Genomic DNA, 17,241 nt, shown 5'->3' on the forward strand with positions numbered 1-17,241 from the left:
GTTTCTCCCTAATGCTTCTGCGCTGTAAATAAGCGCAGACGATTTGCATTGGTCACCACAGTCAGCGATGAAAAGGCCATCGCTGCACCTGCAATGACGGGACTTAGCAGCAATCCCAGGAACGGATACAGCACACCAGCCGCGACCGGCACACCGGCTACGTTATAGATAAAGGCTCCCAATAGGTTTTGCTTGATATTGCTGAGCGTCGCCTTACTGACCGCAATGGCATCAGCCAAGCCATGCAGGGAACCCCGCATCAAGGTAATATCTGCACTTTCAATGGCGACATCCGTACCCGTGCCAATGGCAAAACCGACGTTCGCCAAGGCCAAGGCTGGGGCGTCGTTAATACCGTCGCCGGTCATGCCTACGATCTCGCCTTGTCCCTGCAATTCAGCGACCTTGTCAGATTTTTGATCGGGCAGAACTTCGGCAAAATACTCGGTAATACCGACTTTTTCTGCGACTGCTTTTGCGGTAGCCCGGTTGTCACCTGTCAGCATGACAACGCGCACACCATTTTTCTGAAGACGTTTTATTGCTTCAATGGAGTCCTCTTTAATGGGGTCAGATACGGCGATAATCGCGGCTAGCTGATCATCAACCGCTAGATACATTGGCGTTTGTGCAAGCGATGCCATACGCTGTGCGCTTGGAAGGTATTGCTCAATATCGACTCCCCTATCACGCATCAGTTTTTCATTACCAAACAATAAGGCATGACCATCGACAATACCCTCGACACCATGACCGGTAACTGAGTGAAACTGTTCAACAGGCTCGAGCTCAAGACCTCGACTCTTTGCCGACTCGATAATCGATAAAGCCAACGGATGTTCAGATCCTGCTTCCAGGCTGGCTGCCAACCGCAGAACCTTACTCTCGTTGTTTTCGTGTACCAGCTCAATATCAGTGACGGCAGGTTGACCTAGTGTGATGGTCCCTGTTTTATCCAAAATCATGGCCGTGACTTTCGATGCGGTCTGCAACGCTTCGCCATTACGGATCAGCACGCCAGCCTCGGCAGCCTTGCCTACGCCAACCATTACTGACATAGGGGTAGCAAGACCCAGCGCACAGGGGCAGGCAATAATGAGTACGGTCGTTGCCGACACAATCGCAAAAGCTACTCGGGGATCAGGGCCGAAATTGAGCCAAACCAATGCGCTGATCACAGAAATAATCATCACGACAGGGACAAAGTAAGCTGAGATGACATCAGCTAAGCGGCCAATAGGTGGCTTTGAATTTTGCGCCCTTTTCACCATGTCTATGATCTGCGCCAGAGCGGTATCTTTACCCACTCGCGTGGCTTGAAAGAGAATCGAACCACTCTTATTGATCGTACCGGCAACCACTTCATCACCTGTTGCCTTTTCTACGGGCATGGGTTCACCGGTCAGCATGGATTCATCTACCGCTGTCAGGCCGTCCGAAACAATGCCATCAACCGATATTTTCTCGCCGGGACGCACTCTAACGTGATCACCGAGTTGCACCCGTTCGATGGCAATGTCCACCTCTTCACCATTGCGCACAACCCTAGCCGTTTTTGGCTGCAATCCAATTAAGCGCTTTATTGCTTCCGATGTCCTACCACGCGCTTTAATTTCCAGCGCTAGGCCAAGGTTGATCAAGCCGATAATCATGGCTGTCGCTTCAAAATAGACGTGCCGCGCCATTTCCGGCACCAGCGAGGGAAAGAACACGACAAACATGGAATAGATCCATGCGGTGCCCGTACCCAAGGCAATCAAGGTATCCATGTTGGCGCTGTGATTGGCAAAAGACTTCCAGGCACCGATATAGAAATGCCTGCCTGCGAAAAACATCACGCTAAATGTCAAAAGACCTACAATCAACCACACCGCTCGCTCCATCGTTGTGGTAACGGTCATCTCTCCGACAACCAGGCTGTAGATCATCAATGGCACACCAAGGGATAGCGCAATCCACATTTCCCGCATTAAGCGCTTGTGATATGCCTCGTCGGCTTTTTCCTTTTCATCGAGCACACTCTGATCCGAGCTATCGGTGATGCTTTCCGCATCATAACCAGCAGCCCTAATTGCATTAATCATCGCTTCGGCTGTAGCATGACCTGTAACAGAAACCGTACTCTGTGCCAGGTTCATCACCGCCTCTTTAACACCTTCAACCTTGTGTAGCGCGCCTTCAATCTTGCTCACACAGCTAGCACAGGACGCGCCGTGAATCCGGAGATATTCGGTCTCCTGCAGGCCATTGGCTTTATCTAATACGTGAATATCGGTTGGTTGCATCGCTCTAGTCCTCTGTGGAGTTAGCATGATCGCCAAAACTGTTGGCGCTATCCCAGGTTTCGATTAGGTGACAAATGCTCTCCCCTGAAGGAGCACGATCAGGTAAATCACGCCAATCACTCGAAGCCGACTCCATACGCGCCATTAGCTTCTGCGCATCGCGCATCTCTTCGCGTATAGCCTCTAATCGCTGGTCAATCAGTTTTCGAACTATTGGACAAGGGGTATCGCCGGACGCCGCCATATCCAGGATTTCTCGAATATCCTTCAAGCTAAAACCCAGCCTTTTGGCCGACAACAGAAAACGCAAACGCCTCTCTTGCTGTATTCCATAGCGCCGATAGCCATTGGCCGTATCCCGCTCCGGTGAAAGCAAACCCAGCTTGGTGTAGTGCCGGATCGTGTCAGCACTGACGTTAAATCGTCTGGCGATTTCAGTTACCGTTTTCATAACACCCTTCATCTTGATGTGTATGCGCAACCAACTAGCGGTATCGCAAATACTTTCCAGTTACTTTCCGAGTGCTGAAATTAGACGCACCCGGTCAAGGAATTGATCGTACAACCTGGGTGTAACACCTAGGTCAATAGGTCAATGTTTAGGAATTCCGAAATAACAGGCGCAGTGACGCCTATCGGAAAATCAGGTGTGTTTTGGAGGATGGAAAATACGAGAGGGGAGCCCGTAGGCACGTGCTCCAGAGGAAGCAGCCCGTAGGGTACTGCTAAACAGATCGAGATTAATTGATGATTTCTGGAATGCAGCTGCCCCACTGATCACACAGGACGAGGCGCATATTCCATTCATGCAATCGATATCGCAATTGTCGCAGGATTCGGAGGAAGCAGTGTCAGTGGTATTTTCGTGGCAAGGAGCTTTCGATGGTTCTTCTTGATTCCCATGATGAGCCATGGCAGAGGCCGCTATACTAGAATCCGCCATGATAAGGGAATGGGAGCTATCGTCCGTCATTGGTGCAGGCATAGCAGCCATTAGTGGCTGAGCAATCAACCCCCAAATAACCAACACTATGCCTATCGAACGAAACATAAACTTTCCCTTATATTGAGCAATTGCAGCATATACCCAGTGTACTGCAAGTTTTGACTTAAATCAAGCGATACACACTTAGGTTTTAATCCTAGGAGTCACTCCTGCAATAACGGCAGAATGAATGCGAGCGGCTAGTGGCCATGGAATATAGTGGATCAACTGTCTACCGCTGCTTCTAGTTGCTTAAGTAACTTTTGCATGTCTTTCAGACTGTTCTTTATTGCTACCAAATAGTCTAAATCATACTTACTTAAATCAGAACGAACTGACCGATTCTCTTTAACCAGCGAATTTCTCAGTAATAAAATTGTACTTTGTAGCGTAGACACTTGCTTCTTGATGTTACGAATTCGCTCTTCTTGACTTGTCGCAGCTGGGTATTCCTTCTGATACTGGAGTACATAGGATCGCTTTTTTACTACTTCTGCGGCTGGATCTTCACCGTTGTGCGCACTAGCCGTCATGGATAAAAATAGTACAGCTATTGCAGGAAAAATTGTTTTCATTGTTCTCTCGCTTTGATTAGTGATGTGACGAACCATTGGTTTCGTCTCGTGCTGTAAGGATTTGATATTGCTCTGGAGTTAAGTCGGGCAATTTTTGTAAAAACGCGACCATTGCCCAAATGCGCTGATCGTCATGTGTCGGTCCCCAAGCCGGCATACCGGACGCCTTAATTCCGTGTTTAATAATCCAGAATTGACGTCGAGCGCTTTGCTCGGAATCAGCATGATCGTGCCCATGCTCATCTTCTTTTTTACTGAGATTAGGCGGTGCGGGATACATGCCTATACTCATATCACTTTGTATTTTTCCGGGTTTTAGGTGGCAAGCGACACACATATCGTTATAGTCCGGCCCACCCGCCAGAAGCATCTCTGGGTCATCTAACGAAGGAACACTTATGTTTTGTGCTGCCCTCTTGATTGATTGTTCGCGCACCGTTTCCAAGAGCCAATAAGTCAACTTATTGTGAGGCACATCGGCTCCCATTGGATAAGCACCGGAATACACATAAATTGCTCCACCTGCGAATACACCGATGACAATAAGAATGAGGTATTTCACTGTTTTCATTTTTATATCCCTGGCGACATCAGTGGTCGCGCTTGTCAAAATTGGCTGCGGCAAGCCTGATTACAACCCGCCACATCTCAACAGTTCAGGCTAGTGGTTATGACCATCATTATGTTGATCCACTTTGTTAGCATCGCTGTCATCGGTTGTATTTTTTTCAGTATCACCATCATGATGGTTTTCAGCAGATTCTTCACTCATACACTTTTTCATCATTGCCATCATGATTGGATCATTCGCATCCATTTTTAAATGATCCATATTTTTCATTGCTTCACACTTGGGCTTCTCCCTCTTTGTCTTATGTTCAGATGGATCGTGAGCATGAACAGATGCGATTGAAAATAAGCTGACTAACAAAAAGCAAAAAGTGACATGTATATTCTTCATTGGTAAATCCTCATATTGATTTAGAGTATATTTAGTTAATTAAAGTGGTATAGGCGTTAAAACCATGCCCGCACGCCTATCACCCATTGGAGATCATCGGTGTCCCCTCCTTCGGCACGCGTGAAGTCAGCGGTATTACCAAAACTTTTGTTCCAGTTAACACCTATGTATGGGGCGAATTCACGTCGAATTTCGTAGCGCAACCTTAATCCAGCCTCAACATCAGAAAGACCGGAACCGATGCCGAGATCTTCATCGTTTTGCCCATAAAAATTGACTTCGATCTCAGGCGTTAAAATCAGCCGCTGGGTAAACAACAGTTCATACTCGGCTTCCAGTCGTAATGCAGTACGCCCACTTTCTCCGATAAATAATGCTGTGTCGATTTCAAAAAAATAGGGCGCGAGACCTTGAAAACCAAAGACCGCCCAGCTCCGATTCGGAGTGGGCTGAAAGTCCTGCCGTAACCCCACCTGTACATCCCAAAACGGTGCTATTGCCTGACTGTAGAGTGCCTGCAATTCGGCTTCCTCGGTTTCTCCATCATTTCGTTCTACTTCTGCCTTGAGCCATAGCTTTTGCAAATCTTTTCCAATCCAACCTTGCCCATCCAAAACCCACGGATTGCCATCATCTGCGTTGTGCACTTCAAGTTGATCAATTAGCACCTTAGTTAATAGCGGATCATCCTTAGCGCCCGCTAACACATGGTTTGCAGAACCCAGCAACAAAGATACGATAAGTGTGGATAAGCAGAATTTCCTGTTATACATGAGTGAGTTTGGTGATTGTCTATTAAATAACTTCATCGATTGATTCTCCTTAGCTCACTCGCACTTCGCGAAACATACCGGGCATGTGATACACCAAATGACAGTGGAAAGCCCAACGTCCAATGGCGTCAGCAGTGACTAAATAGCTAATTTTTGATCCCGGCTGAACGATCACCGTATGCTTGCGAGGAATAGCCTTCGGATCACCAGTTTCCAGCTCACTCCACATGCCATGTAGATGCATGGGGTGGCTCATCATGGTGTCGTTTACCATTGTGATTCGTACACGCTCGCCGTATTTCAAGTGTAAGGGGTCAGCATCAGTAAACTTAATCCCATTCATTGACCACATATAGCGGCTCATATTACCGGTGAGATGCAGTTCTATTTCCCGAGTGGGTTCACGTGGATCAGATGTTGGATATAGATTTTTAATGTCGCCATAAGTCAGTACCCTTCGTCCATAATTCTGCTGGTGATTTCGCAAACCAATACCTGGGTCATTCAAACCGCTTTGAGGGCTCTCAGCACGCATATCAACATGAGGGCCCGTTTCACTGGCAACATGGGTTATTTCACGAGTGCTGCCAAAGCCAGCTTTCCCTAACGCTTCTACTTTTTTCCCATGGTTTTTGTGCTCCATGGTCTTCATGCCGCTCATCTGATGTTGATCATGATCCATACCTGGCATGTCGCTCATGTCGTGCGCGCTGTGATCCATAGCGGCCTTTCCCGCCATACCAGTCATACCGTGCATGCTGTGATCCATACCCATGCCCATATCACGGTGCCCTAATGTTGGTGCATCGTCCATGGCGGGTACCGATGGGGTCAGCCCGATATCCGGTGTTAATGTGCCACGGGTATAACCTGTACGGTCAATGCTTTGTGCAAAAACGGTATACGCGCTGTCATTACTGGGCTCGACAACAACATCGTAGGTCTCGGCAACACCGATACGAAATTCGTCGATCGTCACCGGCTCAATATTCTGACCATCAGCGGCCACTACTGTCATTTTTAAACCAGGAATACGCACGTCAAAAATGGTCATTGACGAGCCATTGATAAATCGTAAACGTACCTTTTCACCGCGTTTAAACAGACCGACCCAACCCTCATCAGGGGTGACACCGTTCATTAAATAGGTATAGGTGTAACCCGTAACATCGGATATATCGGTCTCACTCATGCGCATTTGATTCCACATAGAGCGCTCATTCCATGCCTGCGCGACACCTTTATCCTTAATATCCCGCCAGAGATCGCCAACTGTGCGTTCACGAAAGTTGTAGTAATGACTGAGTTTTTTTAATTTAGCGTAAATCGCCTGCGGGTCTTCATCAGACCAATCCGACAACATGACCACATAATCTCGATCATAACTAACGGGGTCGGGGTCTTTGGGGTCAATGATGATCGCACCGTACATCCCTGTCGGCTCCTGAAAGCCCGAGTGACTGTGGTACCAATAGGTACCACTTTGATTAATATCGAACTGGTACTCAAAAGTTTCACCCGGCTTTATGCCGTTGAAACTAAGACCGGGCACGCCATCCATGTCCGTTGGTAAGATAATGCCATGCCAATGAATAGAACTATCTTCAGCAAGGTTATTCTTAACCCGTAACTTCACTCGGTCACCCTCACGCCAACGCAATACCGGCGATGGCACTGAACCATTGATAGCCGTCGCCATACGATTCTTACCAGTGAAATTCACCGGTTGATAGCCTATGTTCAGATCAAACTCATTTCCTCTTAGCGTCGTTGGCCCCAGACGATTTGAGGGCGATGCCATTGATAATCCCGATCTAAGCCCTAAACCCAAAAGGGCACTACCCGCTGCAATGCCTGTCACAAATCGTCGGCGGGATATTAAAAGCGGCTCCAATAGTGTTTCGTCTTGCAAACTGTTTTTCATTTCATACCTCTCAAAATCAAATGCCAGCTAGCGCTTTCCATTGATATGCTCATAAACTGTGTGGCTACCATCTTTGCTTAAAAGCAATACATCGTATTCGTCACGGCGATCACCCACCTCCATACCAGGGCTACCCACGGGCATACCAGGCACAGCCAAACCAATGGCATTTTTAGGGGGGTCGGCAAGAAACTGCTGGATGATATGACCAGGGATATGGCCTTCAAATACATAACCATCACTTGAGACAGCGGTATGGCAGGACTGATAACCTGGCTCTATGCCTTTATCAGATTTTATCTTGTTCAGATTCGCGGGGTGATGCACTTCGGATTCAAAGCCGAAATCCTCAATATGCGAGATCCATTTTTTACAGCAACCGCAAGTTCGACTTTTATAGACATCCAGCGAGACTATTTCGCTGGCAATTGAACTCGATGCAGTGGTTAAACTTTCCTTATCGGAACACGCAACAACACTCATCAGCAACAGCGTGGTGGTGGCAAACCACCCCAAACTTCTAACAACCCATTTCATGACAACTCCCACAGAGCACAAGGCCTTTTCAGACTTTCTATTCGGGAGTTTGGTGACTCCCGCCAACAACTATCGAGTAAGAAGCGCCGAATTTCAGGCGCACTTACCCTGTATTAGCGGGAAATGGGAGGACGAAAGAGAGAAACAGCTAACTGAAAATGAGCCGACTCGTCATAGTGACCAGTTGTCGAATTCAGGCTATAAGAAAAAGTGGGCTGCTGTGCAAGTAATGCTGCTACTGAGGAGGAGCACCCACCCAAGCTGCAATCGCAATCAGGACAACAATCGGCGGTAGCCGCACCATCTAACGAAAGTACATTTGAGCCCATATGCTGAGAGTGATCCATCATACCCGAATCCATCATCTGCTCCTGAGCTTGCAAAGGGGCAGACAGGCTTTGGCAAGACATGCTCGTAGACGCAACGACCTGACCGATGAATGCCATCATCAGTAGCGCAACGATCAACTGTCTGTATTTTACTGTCCGCATGATTCGGTTTATTGCAAGTAGTGGGTCAATTTAGCTTCAGCTTTCATAGAGTACATCGTGGTTAGAATAGTTCAATTATTTTACTTCCGCAAGGGCTTGCCACGCCTTATCACAAGACACCTGACCTCAAAAACAGTCCTAACCAACTGTTTTTATATGATTTAATCCAAATATGCGCTGATCACATTTTGATCACCCTTCAGCTTCATCAGTCTATTCCGCACTGGGCAGTTTATAGCTATTACGTGCGTCCTTATCAATCAGTCCTGCCAAATACAGGTGCATCAGTACTTGTCTGATTGCATCCATATCAAGCTCATATTGCGCTGCCTTGATCTTCCGAATAACTGGCTGTATTTGGCCTCGAATAATGTCGTTAGAAAGATTGACTATCTTTTCTCGCTGCACAGAGTCATCGACAGATGCTTCCGGCTTGATAGCATCGGCCGTCGCTTTATCAGAACACAAAGCTTCGCGCCGCATCGAATTTGCTAAACTAATGGCACCTAATGTAATGACTTCCAACAACAACGCCAGTAGTCCATAGCCGAAGTTTCTAACGGTTTCTATACTCACACCAAAAATCCGCCCCAAGACCGCAAAAAAGCGTGTTATTGGCACTTCATTCAACGCCGTATTCTTGCCTGCATTTGAAGATAGCTCCATCAGCCTTACCAGTGAACCTTTTAGTTCACGTATTCTCTCAGCGTTTTTTTCCCCTTCGACCCACTGTCGATGAAACTCACTATTGAGGCGTTTCTCCAGCAAACGCTCATGGTGGTTTATCTCCTGTCTAATCGCATCAGCCCTCTCTTGCAATACCCTATATTCCATGGATTCTAAGCGGGAGTTGTTAATAGCGACGAATTCTGCGGAAAGGAAAAATGCGCAACTAGCCAACAACGAAAATCCTGTAAGGATCAAAGCCATAACCCCATAACAATAACTACGCTTCCTTTCGGACCAAAATAAATATTTACCAAAATCGATACAACATCCGATCAGGATAAACAAACCCGCTGCCAGTAGATTTTTACTTAGCCCATTCCCATTCATGAAATCACTGGATGACACGGCCGACAGAGAAAGAGCAAACAGACTCGTCAGAATCATGCTGACGAGGCAAAAAATAATTTTAGTGATTTGAATTAGACGGTGCATAGGAGAGGAACCACCACAAAGTAATGTAGCCCTAATGCTGGTCATAGCCGCTTATAACAGCAATCGAATAACTATCGGGCCATCAATAAACTTTCCATCTAACGCTATTAATCAGGTCTCAATTGTTAACAACTTAACTCAGCGACAATTACAGATGTGAACTGGATCACACAATTTTTGGCAAGCCAGGTGCCAACACATAAAACCCCGCTCTGTTGAGACGTCACGGGCAATACTTTCTTGTTGTTATGAAAAGTTTCTCAACGTTATTTTTCCTCATTGTCAATAGTATGGAACCACAATCAACAACAAAGGACAGAGTGACTGTCAAGGAACGATGGTGTTACTGCTTATGGGAAATTTTGAGGATAAAATGTGCCGCTCTGCGGCCAAGACATTGATGTCATCCCTAGAGTCTCTTCAGTCAATTCATTTCAAGACAAATACCCTACCGGACAATCTGATTACCTTGATGTCCAAACTCAATCTCACCGAGCAGAAATCTCTGGTACAAAGTGCACAGCATTATGTCGTTATCAATATCAACACATCCGCACTGGAACGCCAAATCAAAGAACTAGAAGATAAGCGAGAAGAAAAAGAGCTCGAAGATATCTACCTTCTACAAGGCGCACCACTCATACTGATGCGTCGGTTGTTTGGCATGCATGCTTCAGAGTTCTCCCGTCGCCGAAATGTTCTTAATATTCGTGGAGTAGGTAGTGGTAGGCCACCTCTATGTGACGAATCCTCCGATCATCGGATTTGGAAGCTTTGGCAGCACCATAAACAACTGGAGGAACGTGAACGTTTTCTCAAAATAGCCGACGAAACCAGTCTGGATCTTCACCTTATATGGAGCGCTTTACGCGAGCATATTGACAGTTGACTGCCTGAAATGTGACCTCGAAACCTCATTTTCTCATCCCAAATACAGTATAATTATTCATCCCTAAACGGACTCCAACCTTGAAGGAGAACAATGGATGTTTACTCAAAGCTCATTTCGCATCTCATGCATCTTGGCCATGCTACTTTTGTCCACGTCGGCAACAGCGGAGCAAAACTGGGAATATCTGGTCAAAACCTACCCCTTACTCGGCAATGACGGGGCATTAACCCAAACGTTGAATAAATTAGGTGAGCAGCAGTGGGAGCTTGTGAATTGCGCCAAAGGCAGTGCAAAGCTTACTTGTATTTTTAAGCGCCCTGCAAAAGGTGCCTAATCTGATGAAATGGCTCAAAGCATCTTATCTGTTCATTGCTGCATTAATTGTCGGTGTGCTCAGTTTATGCTGGCGCACCCTGCTATTTTTAATTGATCTAATCGATGGTGGTGATGACGAAAATGATCACGCCCCAACCGACAACATTATTCATTACAACCACCGAAGCGGTGAAATCGATCCGGTAAAACGTGTCGACGGCCTTTACGACAATAAGTTATAGAAAATGCCCGCAAAACCGAAGTTCTACGGGCATTGGGTTTGATCAACTAAAGCAACCCTCGCTCAGCAAACGATTCCACTGTCTCATCACCTACTATAAAGTGATCCAGTACCCGGATATCTATCAATGACAAAGCCTCTTTCAGCCGTTGTGTGATATTTCTATCACTCTGACTGGGCTCAGCCACTCCAGATGGATGATTGTGAGCAAAAATCACTGCAGCAGCATTCACCTGCAAAGCGGCCTTGACCACTTCACGGGGATAAACACTGCAACCATCAATGGTGCCCGCAAACATTTCCCGATACTCAATCAGTCTATATTGGCTATCAACAAACAGGCAGCTAAATACTTCTCGCTGCTGGCCTGCTAGCTGTAAGCGCAGATAGTCGCGTACTTCATGCGGGGAACTAAACACCTGGTCACGGGTTTTCAGTCGTGCATAGAGCAAGTGTTTGGCTTCAGCAATCAGTTGGTTTTCCTGCTCGAATGCCGTTTCGGTAGAATACATTTCATTCGAAGGTTTAACGGTTTTCATAATGTGCTCCCATAGGAATAGGGAACACACCAGGTCCTTATGGGAACGGTGGTTCCCATAAGGATGAAATGGACAGCATATTAACGCTAGGTCAATACTGCCCTGGTGGCGTGTTATCCATTTGCGACTTGAGGCGTGCCCTCATGATCATCAAAAGTACGTTGGTCTTCATAGACCAGTTCACCGTTGATTTTCATAGAGAGAATGCGCGTCAAGAAGCCACCTATCGCAGCCCCCAATTCACCGGCACGTTCACCTTGTTTATAGATGAATGCTTTGGCACGAGGGTTAGCCATATTGAAGCGAATCAGCACATTGGCATCCTCGGCTTCGATAGCTTCCCGGTGTTCTAACACAACACCGAGCACGGTTTCAGACGAAATAACGAGATCATGATATTCATAGTGCACGTTATCCGCTGGCCCCTGGATAACCGATACTTGAGCTGCATAGCGCTCAGGTTTACCTTCAGCACCGAATTCACGAATGCTGTTCAGATAACCGATGCCATTGGCATACTCGTTGAAGTACCGATTGTTTTCTGCAGTAGCAGAGGACGTTGTTGTATTTTCAGTTGGTTTACTCATAGCAGTGCTCCTGATTCAATGAGTTGATGTGATAAAAAGAGCCGCCGACCCAATGGGGCAACAAGCTCCCCGGTTGGGTGAGTGAACAAACAGATCATTCCGTACTCCCGTAGGAATTACTGCATACCACGCCGAAGCGTTGATCCGGGTATGTAAGGTGCTATTGAGACAGCAATAGCGACTGTTGGTAACTGTTAGGCTGGCTGACAACATCATTTACTTGCCCCTTTCTTCCCCTTAAAACGCCCTCCTAGTCTGGGATTAATTCGCCCCGCTCCGGCTGTGCCACGGGTGATCGCCTGGGTAGCACCATCGAGCTGAGAAGCCGCTCGAATACCTGCCAAACCCAGGTAGACGGATAGCAGTAACGGCAATACCAAATACAACCCACCAGTGAGAAAGTTAAGAATGATCCGCTTGAGCGTGAGGTCAGTGCTAAACAGCGTGGTCACGCTGCCAGGGTCGGGATAAAACGCCTGAATCAGGTTTTGATCCACCCACCAGGCAAAGAACCAAAGTACTGTCCAGAACTTCACTGTGAACAAAATCAATGCGCCAATAATCAACAAAGAAAACTTGTAGCGGCTGATTAAGATAAAGAACGGCAACAGCGCGTAGAGTCCCATTAGGATCAGCGCTTGCACCATGGGTGCCGCTTCAAGAAATACGCGCAAATAGGCGGCAAAAGACACACTGGTCTTTCCAAGGCCGTAAGCAGCCAGACCTTGTTGCGCAGCATTCTGCACCGATACCATCACCCCAGGCTCCCCGACGCTGAAATCGACCAGATTCCCATAGGCGAAGTCGTAGCCGCGAGTAGTCCAACGCGGCGGAGAATTAATCAATGCAATTTGTATAACCGTATCGCGACGTGGCGCAGGGTCCCACCCCGGTTCAGCGGCAGCAGAAAGTAAATCGAGATCACCTAGCTCATTAAGAATTGATTGTTGAATGCCTTGCCACCATTCTGTGCAGAATGGCTTTCCATAAACAGGGTTATTAGACGCATCCCACTCTACGTCCCTGAGGGCCGACCAAGGGTATCCTTCCCTGACGGTATCAGCACGGATGCTATTGTAATATCCCGGTATTTCCTGATACACATGCGAGCCAATCCAATCAGGGTCACTCTCACCATAACGATTTAGCAATGCTGTAATTGCTGCACTGCTGGGACGTTCGGCCAAGTATTTTGATCGCGCCTCAACGAAACAGTCTCGAAAGAAATCGTTGATCTCATGTTGCAAATTAGGGTCTTGAATGGATGCATCGCGCAATTCATCGACATACCCCCGAAAATCCAAAGTGGGCGGTACATTTTCCATCACTGCGCGATTAAAACCCGAACTAAAACTCATCACCGCATACCAGAACACGGGCACGCTCACAGTAACCGGTGCGGCATTAAACGAAATGCCTCCCCCATAGGTAGTGCGTGAGTTATTGACCGTCGCCACTGGCTGTGCAGGTGTTCCAATGACTGCGCGTGGAGTAAACGACAAATCGACAGCATTCAGCGGTGTCGCCGGTACAGCTGCAATCAAGATCACGAAGAAGGCCACCTCGACAATACGTAATGTGGTATTGCCCGCTTCCTCGGCATCTTCACCCGCATACGAACGAATAATAGTATCGAGAAGAATACCCAGAAACGGCAGAAACACGATGCCGGTAGCCACCAGCACGTCCCAAATACTGTTATAAAACAGCCAACCAAATAGCGTGGTGTAAAGTTCTAACGTACTATCAACAGCCATACTATTAAGCCACCCAACCCAGCAAAGCCGCTAAAGGATTCTGAACAATCAAACATTCGTAAAGGATGATCAAAATAACTAATGGGCGACGGCTTGCTGAGGATGAAGAGTCATGCCGACGATGACGGGTAAGATGGCAAACAAGCCGAGGCCAACACAGCACCAGCAGACTATAGATAACAGCGCGCCACCAACCCAACGGCAAGTTCGCGACCAGTGTACTTATCGCCTGAGGAGGCTGCGAACTCCCCCAGATACTGACCGCGACGCCCACTATGAGTAACAGTACCAACGCAACGGAGGTATACCCCCAGAACAAAAACTGCCTCTTTACAGAGTAAAATTTCATTGCTCCACACCACCATTTTTCAAGGGACGAGGGTCAGTCGGTACTGTGGCAGGCGTATTCACAGACGATTGGCGGATCGCATTGTCCCGCAGCAATAGCTCTACAACGGTCGAAGTGACAAATTTATCGCGGGCATCTTTCTCGAAAATCACATTACTGATTTCACTTTCCAGCTCATCCAGCGCCTGGATTACCTCTTGCTGTGCAATCTCATTAGCTGCAACATAGCCCTCTTTCCGACCTGCCAATAACAAGCGACGAATAATCATGGCCTCTTCCATAACCCGCGCCTCAGCAATCTCCTGGCTGAGTTTATTAATCACAATTGATATTTCGTCGGGAGACTGATTCCGAATCGCCAGAATAACCTGCAGTGTTATCGCAATACCCGGCGCTTCAACTTGCTCCAGATTTGTCCGAGTAGGTGGTGTTGAACCTGAAACCAGATCCACTAGAAGCTGCACAATATCTTCTGTGGTTTCCTCAATATAGGGAATCAATCCTTTTCCAGGCCGTGTCCCTTTGTTACAGCTGTCGCAAAGACCTACCTCAATCTCACCTAATACATTGTTGATCCACTGATCAACAGCGTTAGGTCCAGTGAAATGTTGAGCAAGGGGTGCGCTATTAGGTAAGTTGCTACTTGTTTCTGGGGGCCGTTGCGACAATATATTCAACCCAGCTTTGGCAACATCTGACAACACGCGAATGGGAGGCTGGTTAACACCACCCGCCCTTAGGCCACCTACCCATTCAATCCCTTCGTTAGGCGCATCTTCTGCATCGTCGACCGCATCGTGAATATTGGCTCCACCGATACCTACTGAACGCTTCCAGGAATCGCCCCAACTGACTGTAATCCACTCATCAAAGGGGTTTGTGTTATTGGCGATCTCGTATTGAATACGCTCGCAGCTTTTAGTGGCCAGCGAAAAGGATTCGTTGGCGCGCAATAAGGCGTTTTGAAACAAGTCATACAGGCCCGGATTTGCCTTTTGAAGAATATAACCAGGCAAATTTGCTATCGCGGCTGTGGCTGCCAATTCAATGGCATTAACAGCGTTATCGACACCATTTCGCAAATTCTCCAGTGAACTTTCGATAGCCACCATTGGATCAAAACCGCTGCAACTGAGAGCAGAGGCCTGTCCGCTTAGTGATAAATCAATCGTAGTGATATTGAGGCTGGGGGGGATTGCAATATCCCGCCCCCCACCAATCTTGTAATAGAACAGGCTATCGTCGCTTGGCGCTTCTGCGGCAATGAGCGGATGACAAGTTATAAAACTAACAATCAAGATCATTACCCGCCAACAAAACCGGGGGGCCGCATATTCAAAAATCATAAACAAACCCTCACCGGAACAGTGAATAAGTAAGCACCTTTTGCCTCACAGCACTCGTAGGGACGCCACAAGGTGAACGCGTATCGGTTATCTTCGGAATGACGCCCTTCGGACCAGGACGTACTCAACACATCGTTTTCACCAAAGGCATAACATTGCTCATCAACTTCAGGAGCCAGCATTTGCCATACTCCCGTATCCGGATCATTCTCAACCAACTCGCCCGGTAACCAGGTACGGTTGTAACCATTACCATCAAGTGCGTTATAGACATGGGGTTGGCGGGTTTGGGTAGCGATATTGCCAGCCCGCTGTGCAACTACCGCAGCCGCTTTGGCATCATCCTTTTGATTGATAAATCCTGTACGCGGCCAAACCGGCCCCCATTGTTGCTGGATACCATCACCCACGACACGTCGACCGGGTAACAGGTTTTGTAAATACAACATTTCTGGCAAACCAAGACGCCAAGTCAAAGCATCCAGTGAAGAGAGCAGGTACGGGTTGAAGGACTCGGCTTCGGATGGGCAGTAATACCCAGTGTTGCCGATAAAGTCAGATACTGAAGAGAAAGGATGACCAATCGCGGTGACTTCTTTGAATCGCAAGCTCTGGTCAGTCGCTGGATTAGCGCCTTCGGTTCGATGTCCTCCTCCTACAAAGGCACCATGAAAGGTACTAACGATCCCACTGACTATTCCTGAATCTAACGAGCCAAATAAGGATTCCATCTCCTGCCATGGGTTATCGCCGGGCTCGTCGTAGACACTCACCACCAGATCCGGATTGTAGTGTGCGACTCGGATGCTGGTCTCGATAGAACATTCATAAATACTGCAACGCAGCCAGACACAGACGCCAGTAATGCAATAGTTCAAGCAGGAACGATCCAGCGTAATTGCTCCAACAATATCCGCAGTTGTTATCGTCGTCGGTTCTGCCTCAAAGGCCTGTAGTTTGTATCCTTGCAACAGCACAAATAGCATGACTACTTGAATAAGTTTATTCATCAATTACCCCCTCCATTTTTATCTTTAAGCCACTGACGGTAGCGATTGATGGCTAGAGAGAGATCGGTCATTCCATAGATCACCTCTCGCTTATCGAAAATAATTACTGGATAACGGTCAAGGCCATACGCCATCATAGTGCCCAGAGGAAGATATGCAGCGCGCAATTCGTCTTCCAATTTAGAACGTCCTAATTCAGCAATTTTCTGCTGAACCAAGGCGCGGGCCAATGTTTCATCATTGGGCAGCCCTTCGCTCAATTGCTCCTGGATAGACTGGACTGCATCAAGACTTAGGATGGTAATTTCTGAATTGTTTTCGGAAGGACTCGTGTTATTCCAATCGGCTGGCTGAAAAGGTCGTTGATTAGAGGTGATCGCAATAATTGACAGTGGCAAGTCGTCAGCACTAGCTGACGATATGGTCAGTTCCACGAGTACGATTGCAGCAGATACAACAAAAATCTTCAGTTTCGACACGCTCTAATCTCACACATAGGCTCAGTTGGCCCTA

19 protein-coding genes and 1 pseudogene are annotated in these 17,241 nt (G+C 47.4%); 3 read left to right on the plus strand and 17 right to left on the minus strand.

Annotated elements, in window-relative coordinates; all coding sequences use genetic code 11:
- Window positions 1–8: 8 nt before the first annotated feature.
- The 11 genes and pseudogenes from Q91_RS06530 to Q91_RS06580 form a co-directional block, all read right to left on the minus strand.
- Complete coding sequence (locus Q91_RS06530) at window positions 9–2,285, minus strand: heavy metal translocating P-type ATPase (protein ID WP_015006092.1); 2,277 nt, start codon at window positions 2,283–2,285, stop codon at window positions 9–11.
- A gap of 4 nt (window positions 2,286–2,289) precedes the next feature.
- Window positions 2,290–2,556 carry a MerR family DNA-binding protein gene (locus tag Q91_RS11745; RefSeq protein WP_238538374.1) on the minus strand — a complete coding sequence of 89 codons (267 nt, stop codon included), beginning with the start codon at window positions 2,554–2,556 and terminating at the stop codon, window positions 2,290–2,292.
- A 33-nt stretch (window positions 2,557–2,589) separates the two neighbouring features.
- A pseudogene (locus Q91_RS11750) lies at window positions 2,590–2,748 on the minus strand (MerR family DNA-binding transcriptional regulator); the annotation flags it as partial.
- 746 nt (window positions 2,749–3,494) lie between these two features.
- Window positions 3,495–3,845 carry a hypothetical protein gene (locus tag Q91_RS06545; RefSeq protein ID WP_015006094.1) on the minus strand — a complete coding sequence of 117 codons (351 nt, stop codon included), beginning with the start codon at window positions 3,843–3,845 and terminating at the stop codon, window positions 3,495–3,497.
- Between the two features lie 16 nt (window positions 3,846–3,861).
- On the minus strand, window positions 3,862–4,416 hold the full coding sequence (locus Q91_RS06550) for a cytochrome c (protein WP_015006095.1): 555 nt from the start codon (window positions 4,414–4,416) through the stop codon (window positions 3,862–3,864).
- Window positions 4,417–4,506: 90 nt separating this feature from the next.
- Window positions 4,507–4,806 carry a hypothetical protein gene (locus tag Q91_RS11570; RefSeq protein ID WP_026362614.1) on the minus strand — a complete coding sequence of 100 codons (300 nt, stop codon included), beginning with the start codon at window positions 4,804–4,806 and terminating at the stop codon, window positions 4,507–4,509.
- A 56-nt stretch (window positions 4,807–4,862) separates the two neighbouring features.
- Window positions 4,863–5,615, minus strand: a complete 753-nt coding sequence (locus tag Q91_RS06560) for a copper resistance protein B (protein WP_015006097.1) — start codon at window positions 5,613–5,615, stop codon at window positions 4,863–4,865.
- A 13-nt stretch (window positions 5,616–5,628) separates the two neighbouring features.
- Window positions 5,629–7,503, minus strand: a complete 1,875-nt coding sequence (locus Q91_RS06565; protein WP_015006098.1) for a copper resistance system multicopper oxidase — start codon at window positions 7,501–7,503, stop codon at window positions 5,629–5,631.
- 27 nt (window positions 7,504–7,530) lie between these two features.
- Window positions 7,531–8,040 (minus strand): DUF411 domain-containing protein, encoded by a 510-nt coding sequence (locus tag Q91_RS06570; RefSeq protein ID WP_015006099.1) that lies wholly within the window; start codon window positions 8,038–8,040, stop codon window positions 7,531–7,533.
- A gap of 113 nt (window positions 8,041–8,153) precedes the next feature.
- On the minus strand, window positions 8,154–8,531 hold the full coding sequence (locus tag Q91_RS11575) for a hypothetical protein (protein ID WP_148271133.1): 378 nt from the start codon (window positions 8,529–8,531) through the stop codon (window positions 8,154–8,156).
- A gap of 213 nt (window positions 8,532–8,744) precedes the next feature.
- Window positions 8,745–9,455 (minus strand): hypothetical protein, encoded by a 711-nt coding sequence (locus tag Q91_RS06580; RefSeq protein WP_148271134.1) that lies wholly within the window; start codon window positions 9,453–9,455, stop codon window positions 8,745–8,747.
- 589 nt (window positions 9,456–10,044) lie between these two features.
- On the opposite strand from Q91_RS06580, the gene Q91_RS06585 reads away from it, so the two are divergent.
- The 3 genes from Q91_RS06585 to Q91_RS06595 all read left to right on the plus strand — a co-directional run bounded on the left by Q91_RS06585 (window position 10,045) and on the right by Q91_RS06595 (window position 11,141).
- Window positions 10,045–10,581, plus strand: a complete 537-nt coding sequence (locus tag Q91_RS06585; RefSeq protein ID WP_015006101.1) for an STY4526/YPO1902 family pathogenicity island replication protein — start codon at window positions 10,045–10,047, stop codon at window positions 10,579–10,581.
- A gap of 97 nt (window positions 10,582–10,678) precedes the next feature.
- Complete coding sequence (locus Q91_RS06590) at window positions 10,679–10,918, plus strand: hypothetical protein (protein WP_020162263.1); 240 nt, start codon at window positions 10,679–10,681, stop codon at window positions 10,916–10,918.
- 4 nt (window positions 10,919–10,922) lie between these two features.
- Window positions 10,923–11,141: a hypothetical protein gene (locus Q91_RS06595; protein WP_015006103.1), complete on the plus strand. Its 219-nt coding sequence runs from the start codon at window positions 10,923–10,925 to the stop codon at window positions 11,139–11,141.
- A gap of 46 nt (window positions 11,142–11,187) precedes the next feature.
- Here the strand turns inward: Q91_RS06595 and radC are convergent, their stop codons facing one another.
- From radC to Q91_RS06625, 6 genes are all read right to left on the minus strand, one after another.
- Window positions 11,188–11,679 carry a DNA repair protein RadC gene (gene radC, locus Q91_RS06600; RefSeq protein ID WP_015006104.1) on the minus strand — a complete coding sequence of 164 codons (492 nt, stop codon included), beginning with the start codon at window positions 11,677–11,679 and terminating at the stop codon, window positions 11,188–11,190.
- 113 nt (window positions 11,680–11,792) lie between these two features.
- The gene (locus Q91_RS06605; protein WP_015006105.1) at window positions 11,793–12,266 is read right to left on the minus strand and encodes a DUF3577 domain-containing protein; all 474 of its coding nucleotides are present in this window, start codon (window positions 12,264–12,266) and stop codon (window positions 11,793–11,795) included.
- A gap of 212 nt (window positions 12,267–12,478) precedes the next feature.
- The gene (locus Q91_RS06610; RefSeq protein ID WP_015006106.1) at window positions 12,479–14,023 is read right to left on the minus strand and encodes a conjugal transfer protein TraG N-terminal domain-containing protein; all 1,545 of its coding nucleotides are present in this window, start codon (window positions 14,021–14,023) and stop codon (window positions 12,479–12,481) included.
- Window positions 14,024–14,368: 345 nt separating this feature from the next.
- Window positions 14,369–15,718, minus strand: a complete 1,350-nt coding sequence (locus Q91_RS06615) for an integrating conjugative element protein (protein WP_148271136.1) — start codon at window positions 15,716–15,718, stop codon at window positions 14,369–14,371.
- Window positions 15,715–16,728: a TIGR03756 family integrating conjugative element protein gene (locus Q91_RS06620; RefSeq protein ID WP_015006108.1), complete on the minus strand. Its 1,014-nt coding sequence runs from the start codon at window positions 16,726–16,728 to the stop codon at window positions 15,715–15,717. Before Q91_RS06620 ends, Q91_RS06615 begins: the two co-directional genes overlap by 4 nt.
- Window positions 16,728–17,207 (minus strand): TIGR03757 family integrating conjugative element protein, encoded by a 480-nt coding sequence (locus Q91_RS06625; protein ID WP_041230517.1) that lies wholly within the window; start codon window positions 17,205–17,207, stop codon window positions 16,728–16,730. The genes Q91_RS06620 and Q91_RS06625 overlap by 1 nt, the downstream gene beginning before the upstream one ends.
- Window positions 17,208–17,241: the final 34 nt, after the last annotated feature.

The sequence above is a fragment of the Cycloclasticus sp. P1 genome, assembly GCF_000299965.1.
GTDB lineage: Bacteria > Pseudomonadota > Gammaproteobacteria > Methylococcales > Cycloclasticaceae > Cycloclasticus > Cycloclasticus pugetii.

Bases quoted from the DNA above. Each gene is read 5' to 3' on its own strand.
- Q91_RS06530 (WP_015006092.1), bottom strand. From the start codon at position 2,285: ATGCAACCAACCGATATTCACGTATTAGATAAAGCCAATGGCCTGCAG.
- Q91_RS06545 (WP_015006094.1), bottom strand. From the start codon at position 3,845: ATGAAAACAATTTTTCCTGCAATAGCTGTACTATTTTTATCCATGACG.
- Q91_RS06550 (WP_015006095.1), bottom strand. From the start codon at position 4,416: ATGAAAACAGTGAAATACCTCATTCTTATTGTCATCGGTGTATTCGCA.
- Q91_RS11570 (WP_026362614.1), bottom strand. From the start codon at position 4,806: ATGAAGAATATACATGTCACTTTTTGCTTTTTGTTAGTCAGCTTATTT.
- Q91_RS06560 (WP_015006097.1), bottom strand. From the start codon at position 5,615: ATGAAGTTATTTAATAGACAATCACCAAACTCACTCATGTATAACAGG.
- Q91_RS06565 (WP_015006098.1), bottom strand. From the start codon at position 7,503: ATGAAAAACAGTTTGCAAGACGAAACACTATTGGAGCCGCTTTTAATA.
- Q91_RS06570 (WP_015006099.1), bottom strand. From the start codon at position 8,040: ATGAAATGGGTTGTTAGAAGTTTGGGGTGGTTTGCCACCACCACGCTG.
- Q91_RS11575 (WP_148271133.1), bottom strand. From the start codon at position 8,531: ATGCGGACAGTAAAATACAGACAGTTGATCGTTGCGCTACTGATGATG.
- Q91_RS06585 (WP_015006101.1), top strand. From the start codon at position 10,045: ATGGGAAATTTTGAGGATAAAATGTGCCGCTCTGCGGCCAAGACATTG.
- Q91_RS06590 (WP_020162263.1), top strand. From the start codon at position 10,679: ATGTTTACTCAAAGCTCATTTCGCATCTCATGCATCTTGGCCATGCTA.
- Q91_RS06595 (WP_015006103.1), top strand. From the start codon at position 10,923: ATGAAATGGCTCAAAGCATCTTATCTGTTCATTGCTGCATTAATTGTC.
- radC (WP_015006104.1), bottom strand. From the start codon at position 11,679: ATGAAAACCGTTAAACCTTCGAATGAAATGTATTCTACCGAAACGGCA.
- Q91_RS06605 (WP_015006105.1), bottom strand. From the start codon at position 12,266: ATGAGTAAACCAACTGAAAATACAACAACGTCCTCTGCTACTGCAGAA.
- Q91_RS06610 (WP_015006106.1), bottom strand. From the start codon at position 14,023: ATGGCTGTTGATAGTACGTTAGAACTTTACACCACGCTATTTGGTTGG.
- Q91_RS06615 (WP_148271136.1), bottom strand. From the start codon at position 15,718: ATGATTTTTGAATATGCGGCCCCCCGGTTTTGTTGGCGGGTAATGATC.
- Q91_RS06620 (WP_015006108.1), bottom strand. From the start codon at position 16,728: ATGAATAAACTTATTCAAGTAGTCATGCTATTTGTGCTGTTGCAAGGA.